The organism is Cereibacter sp. Soil_C_27 (assembly GCF_057657095.1).
In genome coordinates this window covers 147,147-167,291 of the sequence record NZ_JBDGJD010000006.1, presented here as the reverse complement: position 1 = coordinate 167,291, position 20,145 = coordinate 147,147, and the positions used below count along the sequence as shown (strand labels likewise).

The following is a 20,145-nucleotide window of genomic DNA, read 5'->3' as shown; positions in this document are numbered from 1 at the left end:
GCCGGATATCGGGAGGCTTCTGTGCCCGCCACGCCGCGCCCTGTCAAACTCGTCTATGTCACCGACCGGGGCTTCCTGAAGCCCACGCTCGTCTCGGTCTGGAGCCTGCTGCGCCACCTGTCCGGCCCGGCGGAGCTGCATGTCTGGGGGGTTGGGCTCACCCCCGAGGACTGGCGCGACGTGGAGCGGGTGGCGGCAGTGAACCCTGCGGCGACGTTGATCTGCAAGGACATCGGCGCGGGATATCTGGAACAGGCGCAGGGGCCGAAGGACTATATCTCGGCCACCACGATGGGGCGGCTGTTCATCCCGCGGCTGATCGAGGGCCATGCGCTCTACATCGACGGCGACACGCTGGTGGCGGGGGATGTGAGCCCGCTGTTCGCGCTCGATCTGGGCGGGGCACTGGCCGGGGTGGTGCGCGACTATTCGGTGTCGCACTGGCTCTCCGGGGCGGATGCCGCCAGCGATCCGCGCGTGGCGAAGCTCGCGGGGATCATGCAGGGCGCGCCGCAGACCGATTACTTCAACGCCGGCGTGCTGCTGCTGAACTGCGACGCGATCCGGGCGCGGCAGGCGCTTCTGACCGCGGTCGAGGATGTGGTGGCGGCCTCGGCCTGCGAGCATGGCGATCAGGACCATCTGAACGCGCTGTTCCGCAGCGAGGTGGTGCATCTGGATCTGGCGTGGAATGCGTCGTGGGGGCGGCTGCGGCGGCATCGTGGGTATCTGGCGAAGACCGGCGCGCCGACGCACGGGCTTCTGCCGGGGGCGCCGGTGATCCTGCATTACCATGGGCCGGAGAAGCCCTGGCGCAAGCCGCGCTGGGATGTCTGGTCGTCGCGCGGGCGGGCGACGCTGGCCTATCGCCGGGCGTTGCGGGCGTTTCTGGCGGCCTATCCCGACCTGAAGCCGGATTGACGGGCAGCTCCGCCGGGTTGTGGCGAGTCGCCGATCCTGTATCAAGGGCAGCAACCTTCGCCGGGAGTGCCGCATGACCGATCCTGTCCAGACCCCCGCTACGCCACGCGCGCTGCTCGTCGGGCATTTCTCCACCGTGGGGGATGTCGAGGTGCTGCGGCAGACCGAGCGGCAGCTGACCGCACTGGGGATCGGCTATGACGTTTCCCCCTATACCGCGGCGCGGCTGTCGGTCGATCCGACATGGCGGGACAGCCAGACGCTCGACCGCGCGCGCTATTCGCATGTGATCGTGATCTGCGGCCCCTTCACCGCCGAGATGGCGGCGCGCTACGACAGCATCTTCGGTCGCTTCGGCCATTGCGTGCATATCGGCGTGAACCTGACGATGGTGGAGAGCGTCGCCACCTTCAACCCGTTCGAGGTGCTGCTGGAGCGCGACAGCGACCGCATGGTGCGGCCCGACCTGAGCTTTCGCGAGGCGACGCCGCGGGTGCCGGTGGTGGCGCTGTGCCTTGCCAGCGCGCAGCGCGAATATGGCGCGCGGCGGCGGGGCGATCTTGCCGGCGAGAAGCTGCGCCAGCTGATCCGCGAGGCGGGTATTGCCTTCGTCGAGATGGACACCTCGGTGCCGGTTGAGACCAACCGCTTCGGCCTGTCCAATGCCGAGGAGTTCGAGGCGATCTGCAGCCGCTTCGACGCGATGCTGACGACCCGGCTGCACGGCATGGTGCTGGCGCTGAAGAACGGTGTGCCGGTGCTTGCCATCGATCCGGTGGCGGGCGGCGACAAGGTGACCCGGCAGGCCGGGGTGCTGGGCTGGAGCGAGGTCTTCGACGCCGACGGGGTGAGTGCCGCAGATCTGCGGGCGGCGCTGGAGCGCTGTCTTTCGCCCGAGGGCCGTGCCATGGCCGAGGCGGTGCGGGGGCGGGCGGTCGAGGCGCTGGGCGGATTCGACGCGGCCCTCGCCGAGGCGCTGAGGGCGGCGCCGCGGCCGGAGCTGCGCGCGGGTCTGGTGCCGGAGCTGAGCGGCTACCCTGCGCTGCGGCGCCGGTTCAAGCAGTGGAAGCGCAGGCGGCGCGCCGCCCGGCAGGGCTGAAGCGCCGGAAATGAAAAAAGCCCCCGATTCTCGGGGGCTTTTTCCTTGGCATTGGCAGAAGCACTTACGCCTCGGCGTCGGTCTTGGCTTCCGGGGCGATTTCCTGCCCGGTTTCCTGATCGACCATCTTCATGCCGAGCTTGACCTTGCCGCGGTCGTCGAAGCCGAGGAGTTTCACCTTCACTTCCTGACCTTCCTTCAGCACTTCATTCGGGTGCTGCAGGCGCTTGTTGGCGATCTGGGACACGTGCACCAGACCGTCGCGCTTGCCGAAGAAGTTCACGAAGGCGCCGAAGTCGACCAGCTTGACCACGCGACCGGTGTAGATCTTGCCCTCTTCCGGCTCGGCCACGATAGACCAGATCATGTCATAGGCGCGCTTGATCGCGTTCGCGTCGTTCGAGGCGATCTTGATCATGCCGTCGTCGTTGATGTCGACCTTGGCACCCGAGGTTTCCACGATCTCGCGGATCACCTTGCCGCCCGAACCGATCACTTCGCGGATCTTGTCGGTCGGGATGCTCATGGTCTCGATCTTGGGCGCGTATTCGCTGAAGGCCTGAGCCGAGGTCAGCGCCTTGGCCATCTCGCCCAGGATGTGCAGACGACCGTCTTTCGCCTGCGCCAGCGCCTGTTCCATGATCTCGGGCGTGATGCCCGCAACCTTGATGTCCATCTGCAGCGAGGTGATGCCGTTCTCGGTGCCGGCAACCTTGAAGTCCATGTCGCCGAGGTGATCCTCGTCGCCGAGGATGTCGGTCAGCACGGCGTAGCGGCCGTCATCCTCGAGGATCAGGCCCATGGCCACACCGGCGACCGGCGCCTTCAGCGGCACGCCCGCATCCATCATCGACAGCGAGCCGCCGCAGACGGAAGCCATCGAGGAGGACCCGTTCGACTCGGTGATCTCCGACACGACGCGGATCGTGTAGGGGAAATCGGTCGCGGCGGGCAGGACGGCCTGCAGCGCACGCCAGGCGAGCTTGCCATGGCCGATTTCGCGGCGGCCGGGGGGGCCGAAGCGGCCGACTTCACCGACCGAGTAGGGCGGGAAGTTGTAGTGCAGCAGGAAGTTCGAGCGCGAGTTGCCGTGCAGCGCGTCGATGATCTGCTCGTCCTCGCCAGTGCCCAGCGTGGTGATGACCAGGCCTTGCGTCTCGCCGCGGGTGAACAGCGCCGAGCCGTGGGTGCGCGGCAGGATGCCGGTTTCCGAGACGATCGGACGGACGGTCTTGGTGTCGCGGCCGTCGATCCGAGCGCCACCGCTGATGATGTCGCCGCGCAGGATCGAGCTTTCCAGCTTCTTGATGGCGGACCCGAGATTCTCGTCCTTCAGGTCTTCTTCCGACAAGCTCGCCTTGATCGCAGCCGAGGCGGCGGAGATCGCGTTGGTGCGTTCCTGCTTGTCCTTGATGGCGAAGGCGGCGCGCATCTGCGTCTCGCCGGCGGTCTTCACCTTGGCGTAGAGCGCCGAATAATCGGCCGGCTCGAAGTCAAAGGGCTCTTTCGCGGCGTCCTCGGCGAAGTCGAGGATCAGGTCGATCACCGGCTGCATCGCCTCGTGGCCGAACTTCACCGCGCCCAGCATCTCGGCTTCCGACAGCTCGTAGGCTTCGGATTCCACCATCATCACGGCGTCTTTCGTGCCGGCGATGACGAGGTCGAGCCGCTGCTCGGGGTTCTCGCGCAGCTTCTGCATGTCGTCGACATCGGGGTTCAGCTTGTATTCGCCATTGACGAAGCCGACGCGCGCCGCGCCGATCGGGCCCATGAAGGGCACGCCCGAGATGGTGAGAGCCGCGGAGGCCGCGATCATGCCGAGGATGTCGGGCTCGTTCACCAGGTCATGCGACAGCACGGTGACGATCACGAGGACTTCGTTCTTGAAGCCGTCGACGAACAGCGGGCGGATCGGGCGGTCGATGAGGCGCGAGGTCAGCGTCTCTTTCTCCGACGGGCGGGCCTCACGCTTGAAGAAGCCGCCGGGCACCTTGCCGGCCGCGTAGTAGCGTTCCTGGTAGTGCACCGTGAGCGGGAAGAAATCCTGCCCCGGCTTCGCGGCTTTCGCGAAAGTCACGTTGGCCATGACGGAGGTCTCGCCCAGGGTGGCGATCACCGATCCGTCGGCCTGACGGGCGATCTTGCCCGTTTCGAGGGTCAGCGTCTCGCCGCCCCATTCGATCGACTTTTTCGTAACGTTGAACATTCTCTATCCTATCCTGACCGGGGGACCCTCCGCCCGGCCGTGTTGCGAACGGGCCGTATGCCCGTGGCTTCTGCCGTTCATTCCGCCTGTCCCACGAAGCCCGATGGGGAGGACCGTCGTCGCAGACATAGGGCTGCGACCGGAAAGGAAAACGCGCCCCGGAGGGCGCGCTTTGAAGTCAGCGGCGCAGGCCGAGACGCGCGATCAGCGCGGTGTAGCGGCCTTCGTCCTTTTTCTTGAGGTAGTCGAGCAGCTTGCGGCGCTGCGCAACCATCATCAGAAGCCCGCGACGCGAGTGGTTGTCTTTCTTGTGCGACTTGAAGTGCTCGGTCAGCGTGGCGATCCGCGAGGAGAGGATCGCGACCTGCACTTCCGGCGAGCCGGTGTCACCCTCTTTGGTGGCGTATTCGCTGATGAGGCGGGCTTTGTCTTCGACAGTGATCGACATCGGAAACTCCTGTGTCTGGATTGTGACGGCGCAAGCCGGGATGTCGTCCAGCAGGGCCCTTGCATATCCGGCCGAAAGCGGCGGATGCGCGCGTATAGGGGAAAATCGGCCGAAAGGGAAGCGACTTTTCGGGCGGCGGGCCGGGCGGAGCGCGGCGCCGCCGATCGTTCGACTTGTCGCGACTTGCCGCCCCGCCCGCCGTCTTTGTGCCACGATGCCCCGGATAATCCCCGTCATGTCAGAGGGTTGGCGGGGCTTTGGTTAACGCGGCCCGGGTCGGGAGGAAAGATGCCATGTTGGGAATACTGGGCTTGATGGGTGTGGTCTTCGCCGGGCTGGTCGCCGATGTCGCGATCTCCAAGGCCACGGGCGCCGACCCCGGCGACGAGGCGGAGGACGAGACCGACGCGCCGGAGCGACCCGAGCGGGGCAGCCTGCTCGACCCCGGTGGCGAGGCGCTGGCCATGGTCGATGGCGAGGGCAGTTCGGATTCGGGCTTTTCGGATTGGGAGGGCTTCGACGAGGCCGGGGAAGACGCGGGCTCCGGCAACACCGACGGCAGCGTGATCTCCGACGACCTGCCCGACCCGGAGGACGATCCGGTCTGGCTGGAGGGCGATGCGGAGGATGACATCCTCACCGGCGCCGGGGCCGCCGATCGGATCGCCGGCGCGGCGGGCGAGGACCAGCTCGGCGGGCGGGCGGGCGACGATTTTCTCGACGGCGGGGCGGGCGCGGATGCGCTGCTCGGCGGCGAGGGGGCGGACACGCTCGCCGGGGGCGACGGCGACGACGACCTGCAGGGCGAGGACGGGGACGACCGGCTGGAGGGTGGCGCAGGTGCCGACCGGCTGGCGGGCCATGCTGGGACCGATACGCTGGAGGGCGGCGCGGGCGCGGATGCTCTGGCCGGGGGCGAGGGGGGCGACCGGCTGGCGGGCGGCGAGGAGGACGACTGGCTCGCCGGCGGGCTTGGCGACGATGCGCTGGCGGGTGGCGAGGGCGCCGACACGCTGGACGGCAACGAGGGGCAGGACAGCCTCCACGGCGGCGCGGGGGAAGATTTCCTCAACGCGGGCGAGGGGGACGATCTGCTGATGCTCGGCGCGGGCGACACCGGCACCGGCGATGCGGGGGCCGACCGCTTCGCGCTGGACGGGGCCGACACCGGCGTGGCCCGGATCGCCGATTTCGACGCGACGCAGGACGAGATCATGGTGCTCTACGATGCCGAGGCCCATCCCGACCCGCAGGTGACGCTTGAGCCGGTCGCAGGCTCGCAGGACGTGACCCTTCTGCTCGACGGGGTGCCGCTGGCGGTGGTGCAGAACGGGCTCGGGCTCGATCCGGCGATGATCCGGCTCAGCGCCGAACCGTTCGCCGCCTAGCGCTCGGGCCAGGGCTCGGGCTGCTGCTGATAGGCGATGTAGAGCGGGTGGCGCGGCTGGCCGTCGGCGTTCAGCCCCAGATGGAACAGGGGCAGGCCAGTGGCGCGCAGCAAGGCCTCCACCTGCCGCCCGCGCTCGAGAAAGGCGCCATGCGCACCCCAGCCGCAGACGATCTGGTCGGCCCAGGGCGCCGATCCGGCGATGGCCGCGTCATTCTCCGGGTTGCCCACCGGATCGGCTGCCGCGCGCATCTTCTTCGGATCGGTGTCGCGCCAGGCGAAGATGTTGCAGACCCGGAAGGCGCCGAAGCCCAGCGTCCGCGCCCGCCGCTCGCAGCGCTCCACCGTCGGATCGTTCTGGAATTCGGTCGCGGTCGAGGGGTTCAGCATGATGAACAAAGCCTTGCGCCCCGCAGGCTCCCAGGTCCGGGTCAAGAGATAGCGATAGCGCTCGCACTCCGAATAGACCGCGGTCGAGGGCGCATCGCCCTTCACATGCGTCCCCGTTATCACCCCATGTCCTCCGCGAAACCCTGCGGTTTCTTCCTGGTTCAAATACTCATCCCCGGCCCGCTTCGGGCGCCGCGCCGAAGGTCGGTCCCCGGTAGGGCCGGCCGAGGGGGCTCGATGCCCCCGAGGCCGGCGCCTCCGGTCAGGTCCCCGCGCTGCATCCTGCAGCGCCTCCGGTCAGGTCCCCGCGCTGCATCCTGCAGCGCCTCCGGTCAGGTCCCCGCGCTGCATCCTGCAGCGCCTTCGATCAGGTCCCCGCGCTGCATCCTGCAGCGCTACAGTTAGGTCCCCGCGCTGCGGCCCGCGGCGCTGCCACCGAAGCCGCCACGCTGGGCGACGGTGGCGCGGCTCATCGGCGGCTGGCCGATGGTGGCGGCGGGGCGGGTGAACTGGCTCGCGCCCAGCGTGGTGCGGCCCGAATTGCCGGAATAGGTGCTGGTGCCCGCCGCATTGGTGAAGCGGCCATCGGAGGTGCGGTAGAGCGGCTGGGCCGCGCGGCCGCCGCTCAGCATCGACCCGATCAGATAGCCGGTCAGCAGCGGCATGAAGATGCCGCCCATCCCGCCCGACCCGGTCACCTGGCTCTCGTCGCCGCAATTGCCGACGCCATGCTGTTCCTCGCAGACCTGCAGGCTGTCATAGCGCGGCGCCGATTCCACATGGATCTCCTCGGCCTCGGCGAAGGAGGCATCGCAATCGGCGCTGGAGAACTGCCCGCCCCGGTTGGCCTCGGCCTTGCAGGAGGCGAGGTCGGGGAAGGCCTGGGCTTCCACCTCCTCCTCGCGGCAGCCCGCGAGGGCGAAGGCGGCGGCTCCGACGATGGCCAGAGCGACACGGCTCGAGCGTTTGCGCATGGCGGTCTCCTTCAGTCGCGAATGTAATGCGGCTTAAACCGCGACAGGTCTTGGGTGATCCGGCCCCGGTCCTCGCGCAGACCGATGCCGCAGCAGGCTTCGCCGACAATCCACGACCCGATCACCGGGCGGAAGCCGTCGAACTCCGGCAAGGGATGATAGGCCTGCACGATCTTCGGATGGGCCTCGTAATCGGCATTGGGCGAGCGGTCGGTCACCTTGCCCGCTTCCACGATGGAGATGGAGGCCCCCTCGCGCGAGAACAAGGGTTTCAGCACATGACCCCGCGCGAAGGTGTCCTGCGACCGGCCCCAGGCCTCGGCCACCGCCGCCGTGGAAGTGCCGCCCTGCAGCGCGCCTGCCACGTCGTCATGGAAGAAGGCGGGCAGCAGGTTCGGATGCCCCTCGAACATCTGCCAGAGCACCGGCAAGAGCCCCTTGTTCGACACCACCGCCTTCCAGGCCGGTTCCAGCATCAGGCAGCCCGAGGTGGTCAGGTGTTTGGCGAAATCGTCGCGCAGCAGGTCTTCCCAGGGGTAGAGCTTGAACAGCACGCCGATCACGCGGTCCTCGGCATCGGCGAACTGGCCCTCCTTGGTCACGCCGATCTTGTCGAGATCGGTGTAATGCGCCCCCATGCCGGCGGCGCGGGCGGCCCAGCCCATCGCCTCGACGGTGGCGTAATCCTCGGGATTGCCGGCGACGGCGGTGAAATGCAGGTCGGTGTCGGGCGCAAAGAGCGCCTTGAACCGCTCCACCAGCGCCTCGTGGATGCCGTTGAACTGGTCGTCCGCCTCGCGCAGCACCCCGGCTTCGATCTGCGCCTCGAGCCAGCGCCACTGGAAAGAGGCGCTCTCGTAGAGCGAGGTCGGGGTGTCGGCGTTGTATTCCAGCAGTTTCGCCGGCCCCGTGCCGTCATAGGCCAGATCGAAGCGGCCGTAGATCTCCGGCTCGCCGCCCTGCCAGCTGCCGCGCACGAGATCGAAATGTTCGGCCGGGATGCCCAGCTTTTCCAAAAGCTCCTCGCTCTGCACGATCTCGGCCACCGCCTCGCGGCACATGGCATGCAGCGCGGTCGAGGGGTCTTCGATATCCTCCTCGATCTCGCGCAGCGAGAATTCATAGGCCGAGCTCTCGTCCCAATAGGGCTCGCCATGCATGTCGGCAAAGCTGAAGCCGAGCTCTTCGGCCTCCTTGCGCCAGTCCGGGCGTTCGGCGATCTGGATCTTCTGCATGGTCACTGGTCCTCCCGACGGTTGCGGAGGTAGCCCGCATCCGGCGCGAGGTCCAGTCTTCAGGGCAGCTGATAGCCGGGAGTTGACCGCGATAGCGCCAGTTCCTCCTCGTCCATGTCCTCGGCGATGCTCTGGAACAGCGGCGTGGTCATGTAGCGCTCGCCGGTGTCGGGCAGCATGCAGAGGATGACCGAGCCGGGTTCGGCGCTCTCGGCCACCTTCAGCGCCACGGCGAAGGTGGAGCCGCCGGAGATGCCGGTGAGGATGCCCTCGCGCCGCGCCAGATCCTGCGCCGCCTTCACGCCCTCGGCCCCGGCGATGGGAATGAGCTGGTCGTAGAAGGCGCGGTCCAGCGCCTCCTGCAGCACCAGCGGGATGAAATCCGGGGTCCAGCCCTGGATCGGATGCGGCTCGAAGGCGGGATGGGTCGCGCCCACCGTGCCATCCGCCGCCCGCTCCTGCGCCACGCCACTGCCGACGAGCTGGGCATTGGCGGGTTCGGTCAGGATGATCTTCGTCTCGGGCCGCTCGGCCCGCAGCACCCGGCCGACGCCGCTCACCGTGCCGCCAGTGCCATAGCCGGTCACGAAATAGTCGAGCCGCTGGCCGTCGAAATCGGCGAGGATCTCGCGCGCAGTGGTGGATTCGTGGATGTCGGCATTGGCCGAGGTCTCGAACTGGCTGGCGAGGAACCAGCCATTCGCCTCGGCCAGCTCCTGCGCCTTGCGATACATGCCGAGCCCCTTCTGCGCCCGCGGCGTCAGCACGACCTTGGCGCCGAGAAGCCGCATCAGGCGGCGGCGCTCGATGGAAAAGCTGTCGGCCATGGTGATGACCAGCGGGTAGCCCTTCTGGGCGCAGACCATGGCCAGACCGATCCCGGTATTGCCGCTGGTCGCCTCGACCACGGTCTGCCCGGGCGAAAGACGGCCTTCGCGCTCGGCAGCCTCGATGATGTTCAGCGCGAGGCGGTCCTTCACCGATCCGGCGGGGTTGAAGAACTCGGCCTTCACATAGATCGTGACGCCCTCAGGCCCGAGGTTGTTGATGCGGATCACCGGCGTATCACCGACCGTGTCCAGCACGGATGGGTAGAGCCGGCCCCGGCCCTTGGTGGTGCGGATCGCGTTCGTCATGGGAGCCTCCGGATGCAGCCGTCGCGAAACCGCGACGCGGCCCAGCCTAGCCCGGAGCGGAACGACGCGCTTCCCTCATTTCCGCGGGAGGCCGGGAGGATGGGCCGGATTTTCGCAAGCCGGTGGAACGTCTGCCGCCCTCCGGGGTGGCGCTTGCCCGAGGGGCGCAACACGCCTATCTTCGGGGCAGGAGAAACCGACATGCGCATCGTTGCCCAGACCGGAGTGGATCGCTGGCTGAAGCCGGCAGAGCCTGACGAGCGGCCGGAAGACGGTCACGAGGCCTGGCTTCAGGCCGAGATCGCGGAAGGTCTGGCCGAGCTCGATGCGGGCAAGGCCATCCCCGCCGCGCAGCTCTGGAAGGATCTCGGGCTGGAATGAGGCTTGTCGTCGCGCCCTTGGCGGCACGCCGCCTGCGGGAGATCCAAGCCTACATCGCCTTTGCCGCCAGCCTGTCCACCGCGCTTGGGGTCATCCACCGCATCCGGCAGAGCGCCGAGATGCTGACCGACTTTCCCCTGCTCGGGCGGGAGTGGGGCGACGGGGCGACCCGCGTGCTGCAGGTCTCGGGACTGCCCTATCGCATCCACTATCGGCTCAGGGGCGATGTGGTGGAGATCGTCACCATCCACCACGACCGCCAGAAACCCCCGCGCTTCGGCTAGGCCAAAGCCGCGAGATGGCCGCCTTGCGTGCGGGGGTGGGGTTCCACCCCACCCCCGCGCCGGGGCCCGACGCCCCCGCCCGAATCAGCGTTACAGGTTGAACACCCGCGACGGGTGCAACTCGCCCGCCTTGTAGATGCCGACGGCGATGGGCTGGCCCTGGTAGCTGGCCCAGGCCTCGTCGCCGTATTCGCAGTTCGCCGAGATCACCATGCCCGGATTGCCGTTGCGCAGCCGCACCGCGCCCTCGGGGGTGCAGGGCAGTTCGGGCAGGTCGGCGAGGCCCTTTTCCAACGGCAGCAGGTGGGTTTCCAGCTCCTCCGTGCGGGCGAGGCGGTCGATCGTATCGAGGCTGATGCCGTCCTCGGCGTCGAAGGGGCCGGACCAGGTGCGGCGCAGCCACTGCACATGGCCGTGGCAGCCGAGGGCCGCGCCCAGATCGCGGGCGATGGCGCGGACATAGCCGCCCTTGCCGCAGACCATCTCCAGCTCGACATGGTCGGCGTCGGGCCGGGCGATCATCTCGAGGCTTTCGACCCAGAGCTCGCGCGCCGCGATCTCCACCGTCTCGCCGTCGCGGGCCAGATCGTAGGCGCGTTCGCCGTCGATCTTCACCGCCGAGAACTGCGGCGGGATCTGCATGATCTCACCGCGGAAGGCCGCCAGCGCCGCCGCGATCTCGTCATCCGCCGGGCGCAGGTCGGAGGTGGCGATCACCTCGCCCTCGGCATCGTCGGTCCGGGTCGAGATCCCGAGCCGCACGAGGAAACGGTAGCATTTCAGCGCGTCGGTGATGTAGGGCACGGTCTTCGTCGCCTCGCCCAGAGCCACCGCCAGAACGCCGGTCGCGTCGGGGTCGAGCGTGCCGGCATGGCCCGCCTTCTGCGCGTCGAAGGCCCAGCGGACCTTGTTCACCACGGCGGTCGAGGTGATCCCGGCGGGCTTGTCCACCACCAACCAGCCCGAGACGGCGCGGCCCTTGCGCTTGCGTGCCATGTTCATTCCCCTTTGTCGGAAGGCCGCCTGCTATCGAAGCGGGGCGCTGGCGTCAACGGCGCGCGTCAGCCCTTGGGAATGACGCTGCCGACCATCGGCCCCATCGGCCCGCCCCAGTCGAAGCGGTTCCTGCCCGCATCGTAGAGCCGCGAGATCGAGCCGTCGAAATAGAGCGCGTCGGGCAGCTTCAGCCCGTCGCGGAACAGCCGGCCGAACTGGTGGAAGGTGACGCGGCGGTTGGAGATGGCGAAGGTGGCGGTCCGGCCATCCGCCGAGACGCCGACGCCGTTGCGGATGTAGAGCGACGTGCTGTCCACGAGGAACCGCGGGTGCAGCGCGCCGTCGATCACCAGCATGGGTCCCGACTGGCTGGCGAAGCGGCAGGCGGGCGGCGCGGCGGCGAAGGCGCGGGATTCGATCACCGCGAAACGCTCGCCGATGCAGAAGACGCCGTTCGGCAGCAGGCCGAAGTTGCCCGGCCCCTCGGCGGTGACGATGGGCGCGCGCTCGACACCGTCCTCGATCATCAGGCCCACCGGGGCGCGGTCGGCGTGATACATGCCCGCGTTCATCGCGAAGCCGAGCTGCTTGCCCTCGGCGGCCAGCGCCGCGTTCACCCGGTCGAAGCTGCCATAGGGCCGCCCGTCCGCCGCCTGCTGGAACAGGCGGATGTCGTCGGCGATGCCGACCTCGCAGATCGTGTAGGGCAGGCCGTCGAAGTCGATGTCGCGGCAGGCGGCTTCGGCGATGGAGGGCAGCAGCAGCGTCAGGAGGACGCCGAGGATGCTAAGCCTCATCCCGATCGTCCTTGGGCCGATCGTCGTCGGAACCGTCCTGGGCGGCGATGTCGCGCTGCACCTGCTCGTCCGAGAACAGCCGCCGCGTCTCGTCCAGCCGGTCGAAGGTGTCGTCGGGCCGGAAGCGCAGGTCGGGGGCGTATTTCAGCGTCAGCTGTTTCGACACCGCCTTGCGCAGCTCCCACTTGTTGCGGCTGAGCGCGGCGATCGCCTCGTCGACGTTCCTGCCGCCCAGCGGCATGACATGGACCGTGGCGATCTTGAGGTCGTTCGAGCAGCGTACCTCGCCCACGGTGATCGACATGCGGTTCAGGTCGGGATCGTGGATCTCGCCCCGGTTCAGCACGTCGGACAGCGTGCGGCGGATCAGTTCGCCGACGCGAAGCTGACGTTGGTTCGGGCCGGAGCCGGAGGAAGGTCTGTTTGCCATGCGCGTGCATTTAGGCGCTTTCGCCGCGTCCCGCAACGCCGGGCTTTGCGCGGGGCGGCGGAAGCGGCTAGAGAGGCGGAAAAAGAGGGGACTGCCATGACCGATCTGCCGGGTATCGTCATCACCGGGGCCTCGGGCCGCATGGGCCAGATGCTGGTCCGCACCGTGCTCGCCTCGGACAAGGCGCGGCTGGTCGGCTGCGTCGAGCGGGCGGGCAATGCCTGGCTCGGCCGCGACATCGGCGAGGCGATGGGCGGCGCGGCGGTCGGCGTCAGCGTCACCGACGATCCCTTGGAGGCCTTCGCCAAGGCGCAGGCGGTGATCGATTTCACCTCGCCGGCGGCCACGGTCGAGTTTGCGGTGCTGGCGGCGCAGGCCCGGGCGGTGCATGTGATCGGCACCACGGGGCTGGAGCCCGCGCATCTGGAGAAGCTCGAATGGGCGGCGCATCACGCGGTGATCGTGCGGGCCGGCAACATGAGCCTCGGCGTCAACCTTCTGGTGCAGCTGACCAAGAAGGTGGCCGAGGCGCTGGATGCCGACTGGGACATCGAGGTGGTCGAGGCGCATCACCGCATGAAGGTCGACGCGCCCTCGGGCACCGCGCTGATGCTGGGCGAGGCGGCGGCGGAGGGGCGCGGCGTCACGCTGGACGAGGCCAAGGTCGCCGCCCGCGACGGCATCACCGGGGCGCGCGAGCGGGGCAGCATCGGCTTCTCCTCGATCCGCGGCGGCGACATCGTCGGCGAGCATGACGTGATCTTCGCGACCGAGGGCGAGCGCATCGTGCTGCGCCATCTGGCGACCGACCGGACGATCTTCGCCCGCGGCGCGCTGAAGGCGGCGCTCTGGGGGCAGGACCGCACGCCGGGCCAGTATGACATGATCGACGTTCTGGGGCTCTAGACTCATCCAGCCCGGCCCTTGCCGCGTATCACCGGCAAGATGGAGGGCTGCGATGATCCGGGCGATTCTGTTTTGCATCACATTGGCCACTCCGGCGATGGCTCAGGCCTTCGACCGGGTGAGCGAGAAGGACGATTTCGTCGGGCTGGTGGCGGGCAAGGCGCTGACCCGCTTCGGCGTCAGCCTGAATGTCACGCCGGAGGGCAAAATCGTCGGGCGGGCCTTCGGCCAGCCGGTGACGGGGGCGTGGCGCTGGCAGGACGGGCTGTTCTGCCGCGACCTGTTCTTCGGCTCACGCGATCTTGGGCCGAACTGTCAGGTGGTGGCGCGGCGCGGCTCGACCCTGCGCTTCATCGCCGACGAGGGCAGCGGCGATCACGCCGACCTGCGGATCGAATAGCCTCAGAAGTCGATGGCGATGCCCTTCTTCTCCCAGTCGCCGTAGCGGACGGCTTCGGGGCCGTCGCGGCCGCCGAGCTCCTTCGGCAGCTCCAGCGCCTTGGCCTGCCGGCGACGCTCCTCGGCCTCGGCCAGCGCGCGCTGCGCGGCGGGGGGGAGATCGGCGGTTGGCGGGGTCTGATGGTCCTCGGACATGGGTCGGTTCCTTGTGCCTTCTGCAGGCATGATATACCGCGCGTCTGGACCCAAACAAGGAGCGGCGGGATGGCGATGGATGCGCGCGGGGCGGCGGTGGCGCTTCTGGATGCCGTTCTGGGCGAGGGGCAGATGCTGGGGCAGGTGCTCGACGACCCCAAGGGGCCGCTCGCCGGCGTCCCGCCGCAGGAGCGGGCGCGGGCGCAACGGCTGGCCGGTTCGGTGCTGCGGCATCTGGAGCGCGCCGACCGGGTGCTGGCACCCTTCCTGCGCAAAAGCCCGCCGCTGACGGTGAGGAACGTGCTGCGGCTGGCGGTGGTCGAGATTGCGGTCGAGGGCGCCGCACCGCATGGGGTGGTGCATTCGGCGGTGGATCAGGTGCGGCACGGCAACCGGACGGGGCATCTGACCGGGCTGGTGAACGCGGTGCTGCGCAAGGTGGAGCCGGAGGCCTTCGCGGGGCTGCCGCCGCAGCGGATGCCGATGTGGCTGCGAAAGCCGCTGGTGGGGCTCTGGGGGCGTGAGGTCGTGTCGGCGATCGAGGCGGTGCAGGCCGCGGGTGCTCCCTTGGATCTGTCGGTGAAGCCGGGCCGGGAGGCGCCGGGCGAGGCATTGCCGACCGGGAGCTTCCGGGTGACGGGGCCGGGGCAGGTTTCGGCCCTGCCGGGCTATGAGGCGGGCGACTGGTGGGTGCAGGACGCGGCGGCGGCGCTGGCGGCGCGGCTCCTGGAGGTAACGCCGGGGGAGCGGGTTGCCGATCTCTGTGCCGCGCCGGGGGGCAAGACGCTGCAGCTGGCGGCGGCGGGGGCCGAGGTGGTGGCGGCGGATATTTCGGCGCCGCGGCTGGGGCGGCTCAAGGAGAATCTGGCGCGCTGCGGGCTGGAGGCCGAGGTGGTCGCGGCGGATGCGCTGCATTGGGAGGGCGGGCTGTTCGATGCCGTCCTCCTGGACGCGCCCTGTTCGGCGACCGGGACGATCCGCCGGCATCCGGACCTGCCTTTCGTGAAGGATGGCAGCGAGATTGCCGGGCTGGTCGAGCTTCAGGCGGCGCTGATCGACCGGGGGCTCGCCATGCTGAAGCCGGGCGGGAGGCTGGTCTATTGCACCTGTTCGCTGTTGCCCGAGGAGGGCGAGGCGCAGCTGGAGGCGGCGCTGGCGCGGCATCCGGGGCTGGTGGCAGAGCGGGTCGAGATCGCCGGGGTCGAGGCCGGATGGTGGACCGGGGCGGGCGGGCTGCGGCTCAGGCCGGATTACTGGGCCGCGCAGGGCGGGATGGACGGGTTCTTCATGGTGCGGCTGCGGCAGGGCTGATTTTCACGCGTGAAAATCTTCTCAAGCCGCTGTTATCGCATCATTTCCCCATTTGCATTCAGGCTTTCTTAACCTCCCGGCGGTTCCGCGCGGCGGGGGCGGGATTGAGCGGTGACAGGCCGGGATCGCCCGGCTATTGTCGGCGCAGCGACCCGGAACCGGGCAGATGTCGGACGGCAGGGCGGTGAGGCATGGCAGGCGTGGCCCAGAAGGAAGGGTTTTCGGCACGCAGGGTGCGGCTGATGAACCGGCTTGCGGCGGTGCGGGCAGGCTATGCCCGGCCAGCGACGGGCTTCGTCTCGCAACCCGAGCCCCGCAGCATCGGGCTCTTCGCCCGGGGACGGCAGCTGCTGGGCGGCACCTATCTGTTCGCCGGACAGGTGGTCGAGGCGCCTGAGCTGTCGATCTGGGACGTGACCCCGCCGAGCGCCGATTTCACAGCAGAGACGCAGGGCTTCGGCTGGCTCGACGATCTGGCCGCGCTGGGCGATGCGACGGGTCGGCAGCGGGCGCAGGGCTGGACGGCGGAATGGATCGCGCGCTTCGGGCGCGGACGCGGGCCGGGTTGGCTGCCGCAGTTGACCGGGCGGCGGCTGATCCGCTGGGTGAACCACGCGCCGATGCTGCTGCAGGGCCGCGACCAGACCGAGATAGACGCCTGGCTGCGCGTGGTGTCGCGGCAGGTGGTGTTTCTGGCGAAACGCTGGCCCAAGGCCGCGCCGGGCCTGCCACGCTTCGAGGCGCTGACCGGGCTGATCCACGCCGGGCTGGCGCTGGAGGGGATGGAGCGGCATCTGGGCCCGGCGGTGAAGGCGCTGGCGCGCGACTGCACCGATGTGATCGGCGGCGAGGGCGGCATCGCCAGCCGCAACCCCGAGGAACTTCTGGAGATCCTGACGCTGCTGGTCTGGGCCGAGCAGGCCTTGCAGGGCGCGGGGCGCGAGGCGCTGCCCGCGCATCGTTCGGCCATCCAGCGAATCGCCCCCGTGCTGCGGGCGCTGCGCCATGCCGATGGCGGGCTGGCGCGGTTTCATGGCGGCGGGCGCGGGGCGGAGGGCAAGCTGGACCGGGCACTGGCCGCGGTGCGCGGCCGGACAGTGCCGCAGCCGGGGCTGGCGATGGGCTTTGCCCGTCTGGCGGCGGGGCGGACCACGGTGATCGTCGATGCGGCGGCGCCGCCGCCTGGGCCGCTGGGCCATGCCTCGACGCTGGCCTTCGAGCTGACCTCGGGGCGGCGCCCGGTGGTGGTCTGCTGCGGGGCGGGGGCGCCCTTCGGGCCGGCATGGCGCAAGGCGGGGCGGGCGACGCCCTCGCATTCGACGCTGGCGATCGACGGGTTTTCCTCGTCGCGGCTGGGCACCGGCACCGACGAGGAGATGGAGGATTGCGCGCGGGTGCTGCGCGCCGACCAGAGCCAGTCGCCGCAGGGCCAGCATCTGCATCTGGCGCATGACGGCTGGACGGCGACGCATGGGCTGACGCATCGGCGCGACCTCGTGCTTGCGGCGGATGGTCGCCGTCTGAGCGGCACCGACACGCTGGCGGCGCTGACCGGGGCGGAGCGGAAGCGCTTCGAGCAGCTCATGGGCCGCAGCGGCTGGTCGGGGGTGCGGCATGCGCTGCGCTTCCATCTGCACCCGGATGTCGATGCGGCGCTGGACATGGGCGGCTCGGCGGTGTCGCTGGCGCTGAAAAGCGGCGAGATCTGGATCTTCCGCCCGGAAGGCGGGGCGCGGCTGACGCTGGAGCCCTCGGTCTATCTGGAACGCGGCCGGTTGAAGCCGCGTGCAACGAAACAGATCGTTCTGGCAAGCGTGGCGATCGATTTTGAGGACCGGATCGGCTGGACCTTGGCGAAGGCACAGGATACTCCGCTGGCCATCCGTGACCTGGACCGGGAAGACCTGCCGGACCGCCCCTGATCTGGAGAAAGCTGATGACGAACCTCGTGCCCGTTGGCCGCGCCCTGCTCTCTGTCTCTGACAAGACCGGATTGCTGGATCTGGCAAAGGCGCTGGCGGCGCAGGGGGTGGAGCTGATCTCCACCGGCGGCACCGCCTCGGCGCTGCGCACGGCCGGGCTCGCGGTGCGCGACGTGGCCGAGGTGACCGGCTTTCCCGAGATGATGGACGGGCGGGTGAAGACGCTGCACCCGATGGTGCATGGCGGTCTGCTGGCGCTGCGCGACGATGACGAGCATCTCGTGGCCATGGCCGCGCATGGGATCGAGCCGATCGACCTTTTGGTGGTGAACCTCTATCCGTTCGAGGCGGCGGTGGCGCGCGGCGCCTCCTACGACGACTGCATCGAGAACATCGACATCGGCGGGCCGGCGATGATCCGCGCGGCGGCGAAGAACCACCGTTTCGTCAACGTGGTGACCGATATCGCCGATTACGCGCCGCTCCTGGCCGAGATGAAGGCGAATGACGGGGCGACCTCGCTGGCGTTCCGGCAGAAGCTGGCGCTGACGGCCTATTCGCGCACGGCGGCCTATGATGCGGCGGTGTCGGCCTGGATGGCGGGCGCGCTGAAGGAACCCGCGCCGCGGCGGCGGGCCTTTGCCGGGCAGCTGGCTTCGACGCTGCGCTATGGCGAGAACCCGCATCAGTCGGCGGCTTTCTATACCGACGGCACGTGGAGGGCCGGGGTGGCGACGGCGCGGCAGGTGCAGGGCAAGGAGTTGTCCTACAACAACATCAACGATACCGACGCGGCCTTCGAGCTGGTGGCCGAGTTCGATCCGGCGGAGGGTCCGGCCTGCGTGATCGTGAAGCATGCCAACCCCTGCGGCGTGGCGCGCGGGGCGACGCTGGCCGAGGCCTATGCCCGGGCCTTCGACTGCGACCGGACCTCGGCTTTCGGCGGGATCATCGCGCTGAACCAGCCGCTCGACGGGCCGACGGCGGAGAAGATCTCGGAGATCTTCACCGAGGTGGTGATCGCGCCGGGGGCGGATGCGGCGGCGCGCGAGGTGTTCGCGGCGAAGAAGAACCTGCGGCTGCTGACCACGATGGGGCTGCCGGACCCGATGGCCAAGGGGTTGATGTTCAAGCAGGTCGCGGGCGGGTTTCTGGTGCAGGACCGGGATTCGGGCCATGTCGACGCGCTGGACCTGAAGGTGGTGACCGAGCGCAAGCCGACCGAGGCGGAGCTGGAAGACCTGCTGTTTGCCTGGACGGTGGCGAAGCATGTGAAGTCGAATGCGATCATCTATGCCAAGGACGGGGCGACGGTGGGCGTGGGCGCCGGGCAGATGAGCCGGGTGGACAGCACGCGGATCGCCGCGCGCAAGGCGCAGGACATGGCGCAGGCGCTGGGACTGGCGCAGCCCCTGACCGTGGGGTCGGTGGTGGCGTCGGATGCGTTCTTCCCCTTCGCGGACGGGCTTCTTGCCGCCGCGGAGGCGGGGGCGGTCGCGGTGATCCAGCCGGGCGGGTCGATGCGCGACGCCGAGGTGATCGCGGCGGCGGATGCGGCGGGGCTGGCCATGGTCTTCACCGGCCAGCGGCATTTCCGGCACTGAGATGCGGCTGACCGCACTCACCGCACTGATCGTCTTCGCGCTGGACCAGCTGACCAAGGTCGCGGTGGTCTGGGGGCTGAACCTTGCCGAGCGCGGGGCGATCGACGTGATCCCGCCCTTCCTGAGCTTCCGCATGGCGTGGAACCGGGGGGTGAACTTCGGTCTGGGCTCGGGCGACGGGCAGCTGATCCGCTGGGGGCTGATCGCGGTGGCGGTGGCGATCTCGGTCTGGGTGTGGATCTGGGTGTCGCGCAGCCAGCCGTCGCGGCTGGTGCGGATCGCCGGCGGGCTGCTGATCGGCGGGGCGCTGGGCAATGTGGTGGACCGGGTGCTTTACGGCGCGGTGGCGGATTTCCTGAACATGTCCTGCTGCGGGATCGAGAATCCCTATGCGTTCAACGTGGCCGACATCGCGATCTTCGCCGGGGCCATCGGGCTGGTGCTGTTCACCGGCGAGCCGAAGGGCAAGGGCGGCAAGCGCTCGCCCGCGCGGCGCAAACGGGGTGGAAAGACCCCGTGACGGCACCTCAGCTTTGCGCTAAAGACGGTCTGAACGGATTGAGGAGGCAGGGCATGCGGGCAGGACGGGGCGCTTTTGCGGTCGCGGGACTGGCTTTGCTGATGCTGGGCGCCTGCTCGGATGACAACTCGCTGATGAACATCCGCGCGACGGGCAACGGGCCGGACGAGTTCGGCATCCTGCCGTCGAAACCGCTGGAAATGCCGCAATCCCTGGCCGCGCTGCCGGCGCCCACCCTGGGCGGCGCGAACCGCACCGACCAGAACCCCGAGGCCGATGCCATCGCGGCGCTGGGCGGCAACGCTTCGGCGCGCGGCGGCATTCCTTCGGCGGATGCCACGCTGGTCTCGCAGGCCTCGCGCTTCGGTGTCGAGGGCGGGGTGCGGCAGGTGCTGGCGACGGAAGACTATGCCTACCGCCGCGACAACGACGGGCGGCTCCTGGAGCGGCTGTTCAACGTCAACGTCTATTACAGCGCCTACAAGCCGATGTCGCTGGACCAGCAGGCCGAACTGGCGCGCTGGCGCAGCGTCGGCGTGCGCAACGTCTCGGCCCCGCCGCCGCCTGTCCGCGACTGAGCGGCTTCACAAGGCCGTTGGTCGGC

The 20,145-nt window shown here is 69.2% G+C and carries 22 protein-coding genes; 12 read left to right on the top strand and 10 right to left on the bottom strand.

Annotation, left to right across the window (positions count from 1 at the left end):
- The first annotated feature begins 21 nt into the window (after positions 1-21).
- Together AC3A5Z_RS20355 and AC3A5Z_RS20350 are read left to right on the top strand one after the other, a co-directional pair.
- Positions 22-921, top strand: a complete 900-nt coding sequence (locus tag AC3A5Z_RS20355) for a glycosyltransferase family 8 protein (RefSeq protein ID WP_487521121.1) — start codon at positions 22-24, stop codon at positions 919-921.
- A 73-nt stretch (positions 922-994) separates the two neighbouring features.
- Positions 995-2,020: a polysaccharide pyruvyl transferase family protein gene (locus AC3A5Z_RS20350; RefSeq protein WP_487521120.1), complete on the top strand. Its 1,026-nt coding sequence runs from the start codon at positions 995-997 to the stop codon at positions 2,018-2,020.
- Positions 2,021-2,084: 64 nt separating this feature from the next.
- Here the strand turns inward: AC3A5Z_RS20350 and pnp are convergent, their stop codons facing one another.
- Together pnp and rpsO are read right to left on the bottom strand one after the other, a co-directional pair.
- Positions 2,085-4,226 (bottom strand): polyribonucleotide nucleotidyltransferase, encoded by a 2,142-nt coding sequence (gene pnp, locus AC3A5Z_RS20345; protein WP_487521119.1) that lies wholly within the window; start codon positions 4,224-4,226, stop codon positions 2,085-2,087.
- 178 nt (positions 4,227-4,404) lie between these two features.
- Positions 4,405-4,674: a 30S ribosomal protein S15 gene (gene rpsO, locus AC3A5Z_RS20340; protein ID WP_136793005.1), complete on the bottom strand. Its 270-nt coding sequence runs from the start codon at positions 4,672-4,674 to the stop codon at positions 4,405-4,407.
- A 293-nt stretch (positions 4,675-4,967) separates the two neighbouring features.
- Between rpsO and AC3A5Z_RS20335 the strand changes: the two genes are divergently transcribed.
- Positions 4,968-6,062, top strand: a complete 1,095-nt coding sequence (locus AC3A5Z_RS20335; protein ID WP_487521118.1) for a calcium-binding protein — start codon at positions 4,968-4,970, stop codon at positions 6,060-6,062.
- On the opposite strand, the gene AC3A5Z_RS20330 is transcribed toward AC3A5Z_RS20335, so the two are convergent.
- The 4 genes from AC3A5Z_RS20330 to AC3A5Z_RS20315 all read right to left on the bottom strand — a co-directional run bounded on the left by AC3A5Z_RS20330 (position 6,059) and on the right by AC3A5Z_RS20315 (position 9,796).
- Complete coding sequence (locus tag AC3A5Z_RS20330) at positions 6,059-6,574, bottom strand: DUF1643 domain-containing protein (RefSeq protein WP_487521117.1); 516 nt, start codon at positions 6,572-6,574, stop codon at positions 6,059-6,061. The two genes, AC3A5Z_RS20335 and AC3A5Z_RS20330, sit on opposite strands and share 4 nt — an antisense overlap.
- Positions 6,575-6,852: 278 nt before the next feature.
- Complete coding sequence (locus AC3A5Z_RS20325) at positions 6,853-7,425, bottom strand: DUF1190 domain-containing protein (protein WP_107662130.1); 573 nt, start codon at positions 7,423-7,425, stop codon at positions 6,853-6,855.
- Between the two features lie 11 nt (positions 7,426-7,436).
- Positions 7,437-8,660, bottom strand: a complete 1,224-nt coding sequence (locus AC3A5Z_RS20320; RefSeq protein ID WP_487521116.1) for a glutathionylspermidine synthase family protein — start codon at positions 8,658-8,660, stop codon at positions 7,437-7,439.
- A gap of 59 nt (positions 8,661-8,719) precedes the next feature.
- Positions 8,720-9,796, bottom strand: a complete 1,077-nt coding sequence (locus AC3A5Z_RS20315; protein WP_487521115.1) for a PLP-dependent cysteine synthase family protein — start codon at positions 9,794-9,796, stop codon at positions 8,720-8,722.
- A 201-nt stretch (positions 9,797-9,997) separates the two neighbouring features.
- Here AC3A5Z_RS20315 and AC3A5Z_RS20310 point away from each other — a divergent pair, with 201 nt between their 5' ends.
- Positions 9,998-10,177 (top strand): hypothetical protein, encoded by a 180-nt coding sequence (locus tag AC3A5Z_RS20310; protein WP_107662133.1) that lies wholly within the window; start codon positions 9,998-10,000, stop codon positions 10,175-10,177.
- The gene (locus tag AC3A5Z_RS20305; RefSeq protein ID WP_487521114.1) at positions 10,174-10,461 is read left to right on the top strand and encodes a type II toxin-antitoxin system RelE/ParE family toxin; all 288 of its coding nucleotides are present in this window, start codon (positions 10,174-10,176) and stop codon (positions 10,459-10,461) included. Before AC3A5Z_RS20310 ends, AC3A5Z_RS20305 begins: the two co-directional genes overlap by 4 nt.
- A 90-nt stretch (positions 10,462-10,551) precedes the next feature.
- Here the strand turns inward: AC3A5Z_RS20305 and truB are convergent, their stop codons facing one another.
- The 3 genes from truB to rbfA all read right to left on the bottom strand — a co-directional run bounded on the left by truB (position 10,552) and on the right by rbfA (position 12,684).
- Positions 10,552-11,457, bottom strand: a complete 906-nt coding sequence (truB, locus tag AC3A5Z_RS20300; RefSeq protein WP_487521113.1) for a tRNA pseudouridine(55) synthase TruB — start codon at positions 11,455-11,457, stop codon at positions 10,552-10,554.
- Positions 11,458-11,522: 65 nt separating this feature from the next.
- Positions 11,523-12,254, bottom strand: a complete 732-nt coding sequence (locus tag AC3A5Z_RS20295) for a phosphodiester glycosidase family protein (protein WP_444667411.1) — start codon at positions 12,252-12,254, stop codon at positions 11,523-11,525.
- Entirely contained in the window at positions 12,244-12,684 is a 441-nt protein-coding gene (gene rbfA, locus AC3A5Z_RS20290; protein ID WP_136793572.1) for a 30S ribosome-binding factor RbfA, read from the bottom strand. Before rbfA ends, AC3A5Z_RS20295 begins: the two co-directional genes overlap by 11 nt.
- Before the next feature lie 96 nt (positions 12,685-12,780).
- On the opposite strand from rbfA, the gene dapB reads away from it, so the two are divergent.
- Both dapB and AC3A5Z_RS20280 read left to right on the top strand, forming a co-directional pair.
- Positions 12,781-13,590, top strand: a complete 810-nt coding sequence (dapB, locus tag AC3A5Z_RS20285; RefSeq protein WP_487521112.1) for a 4-hydroxy-tetrahydrodipicolinate reductase — start codon at positions 12,781-12,783, stop codon at positions 13,588-13,590.
- A gap of 52 nt (positions 13,591-13,642) precedes the next feature.
- Entirely contained in the window at positions 13,643-13,990 is a 348-nt protein-coding gene (locus AC3A5Z_RS20280) for a dihydrodipicolinate reductase (RefSeq protein ID WP_487521111.1), read from the top strand.
- Between the two features lie 2 nt (positions 13,991-13,992).
- On the opposite strand, the gene AC3A5Z_RS20275 is transcribed toward AC3A5Z_RS20280, so the two are convergent.
- Positions 13,993-14,184, bottom strand: coding sequence for a DUF1674 domain-containing protein (locus tag AC3A5Z_RS20275; RefSeq protein ID WP_487521110.1), 192 nt, complete (start codon positions 14,182-14,184; stop codon positions 13,993-13,995).
- A gap of 69 nt (positions 14,185-14,253) precedes the next feature.
- On the opposite strand from AC3A5Z_RS20275, the gene AC3A5Z_RS20270 reads away from it, so the two are divergent.
- The 5 genes from AC3A5Z_RS20270 to AC3A5Z_RS20250 all read left to right on the top strand — a co-directional run bounded on the left by AC3A5Z_RS20270 (position 14,254) and on the right by AC3A5Z_RS20250 (position 20,119).
- Entirely contained in the window at positions 14,254-15,495 is a 1,242-nt protein-coding gene (locus tag AC3A5Z_RS20270) for an RsmB/NOP family class I SAM-dependent RNA methyltransferase (protein ID WP_487521109.1), read from the top strand.
- 191 nt (positions 15,496-15,686) lie between these two features.
- Positions 15,687-17,417 carry a heparinase II/III family protein gene (locus AC3A5Z_RS20265; RefSeq protein ID WP_487521108.1) on the top strand — a complete coding sequence of 577 codons (1,731 nt, stop codon included), beginning with the start codon at positions 15,687-15,689 and terminating at the stop codon, positions 17,415-17,417.
- Positions 17,418-17,431: 14 nt separating this feature from the next.
- Complete coding sequence (gene purH / locus AC3A5Z_RS20260; RefSeq protein ID WP_487521107.1) at positions 17,432-19,021, top strand: bifunctional phosphoribosylaminoimidazolecarboxamide formyltransferase/IMP cyclohydrolase; 1,590 nt, start codon at positions 17,432-17,434, stop codon at positions 19,019-19,021.
- A gap of 1 nt (position 19,022) precedes the next feature.
- The gene (gene lspA / locus AC3A5Z_RS20255; RefSeq protein ID WP_487521106.1) at positions 19,023-19,541 is read left to right on the top strand and encodes a signal peptidase II; all 519 of its coding nucleotides are present in this window, start codon (positions 19,023-19,025) and stop codon (positions 19,539-19,541) included.
- A gap of 53 nt (positions 19,542-19,594) precedes the next feature.
- On the top strand, positions 19,595-20,119 hold the full coding sequence (locus AC3A5Z_RS20250) for a DUF3035 domain-containing protein (protein WP_487521105.1): 525 nt from the start codon (positions 19,595-19,597) through the stop codon (positions 20,117-20,119).
- Positions 20,120-20,145: the final 26 nt, after the last annotated feature.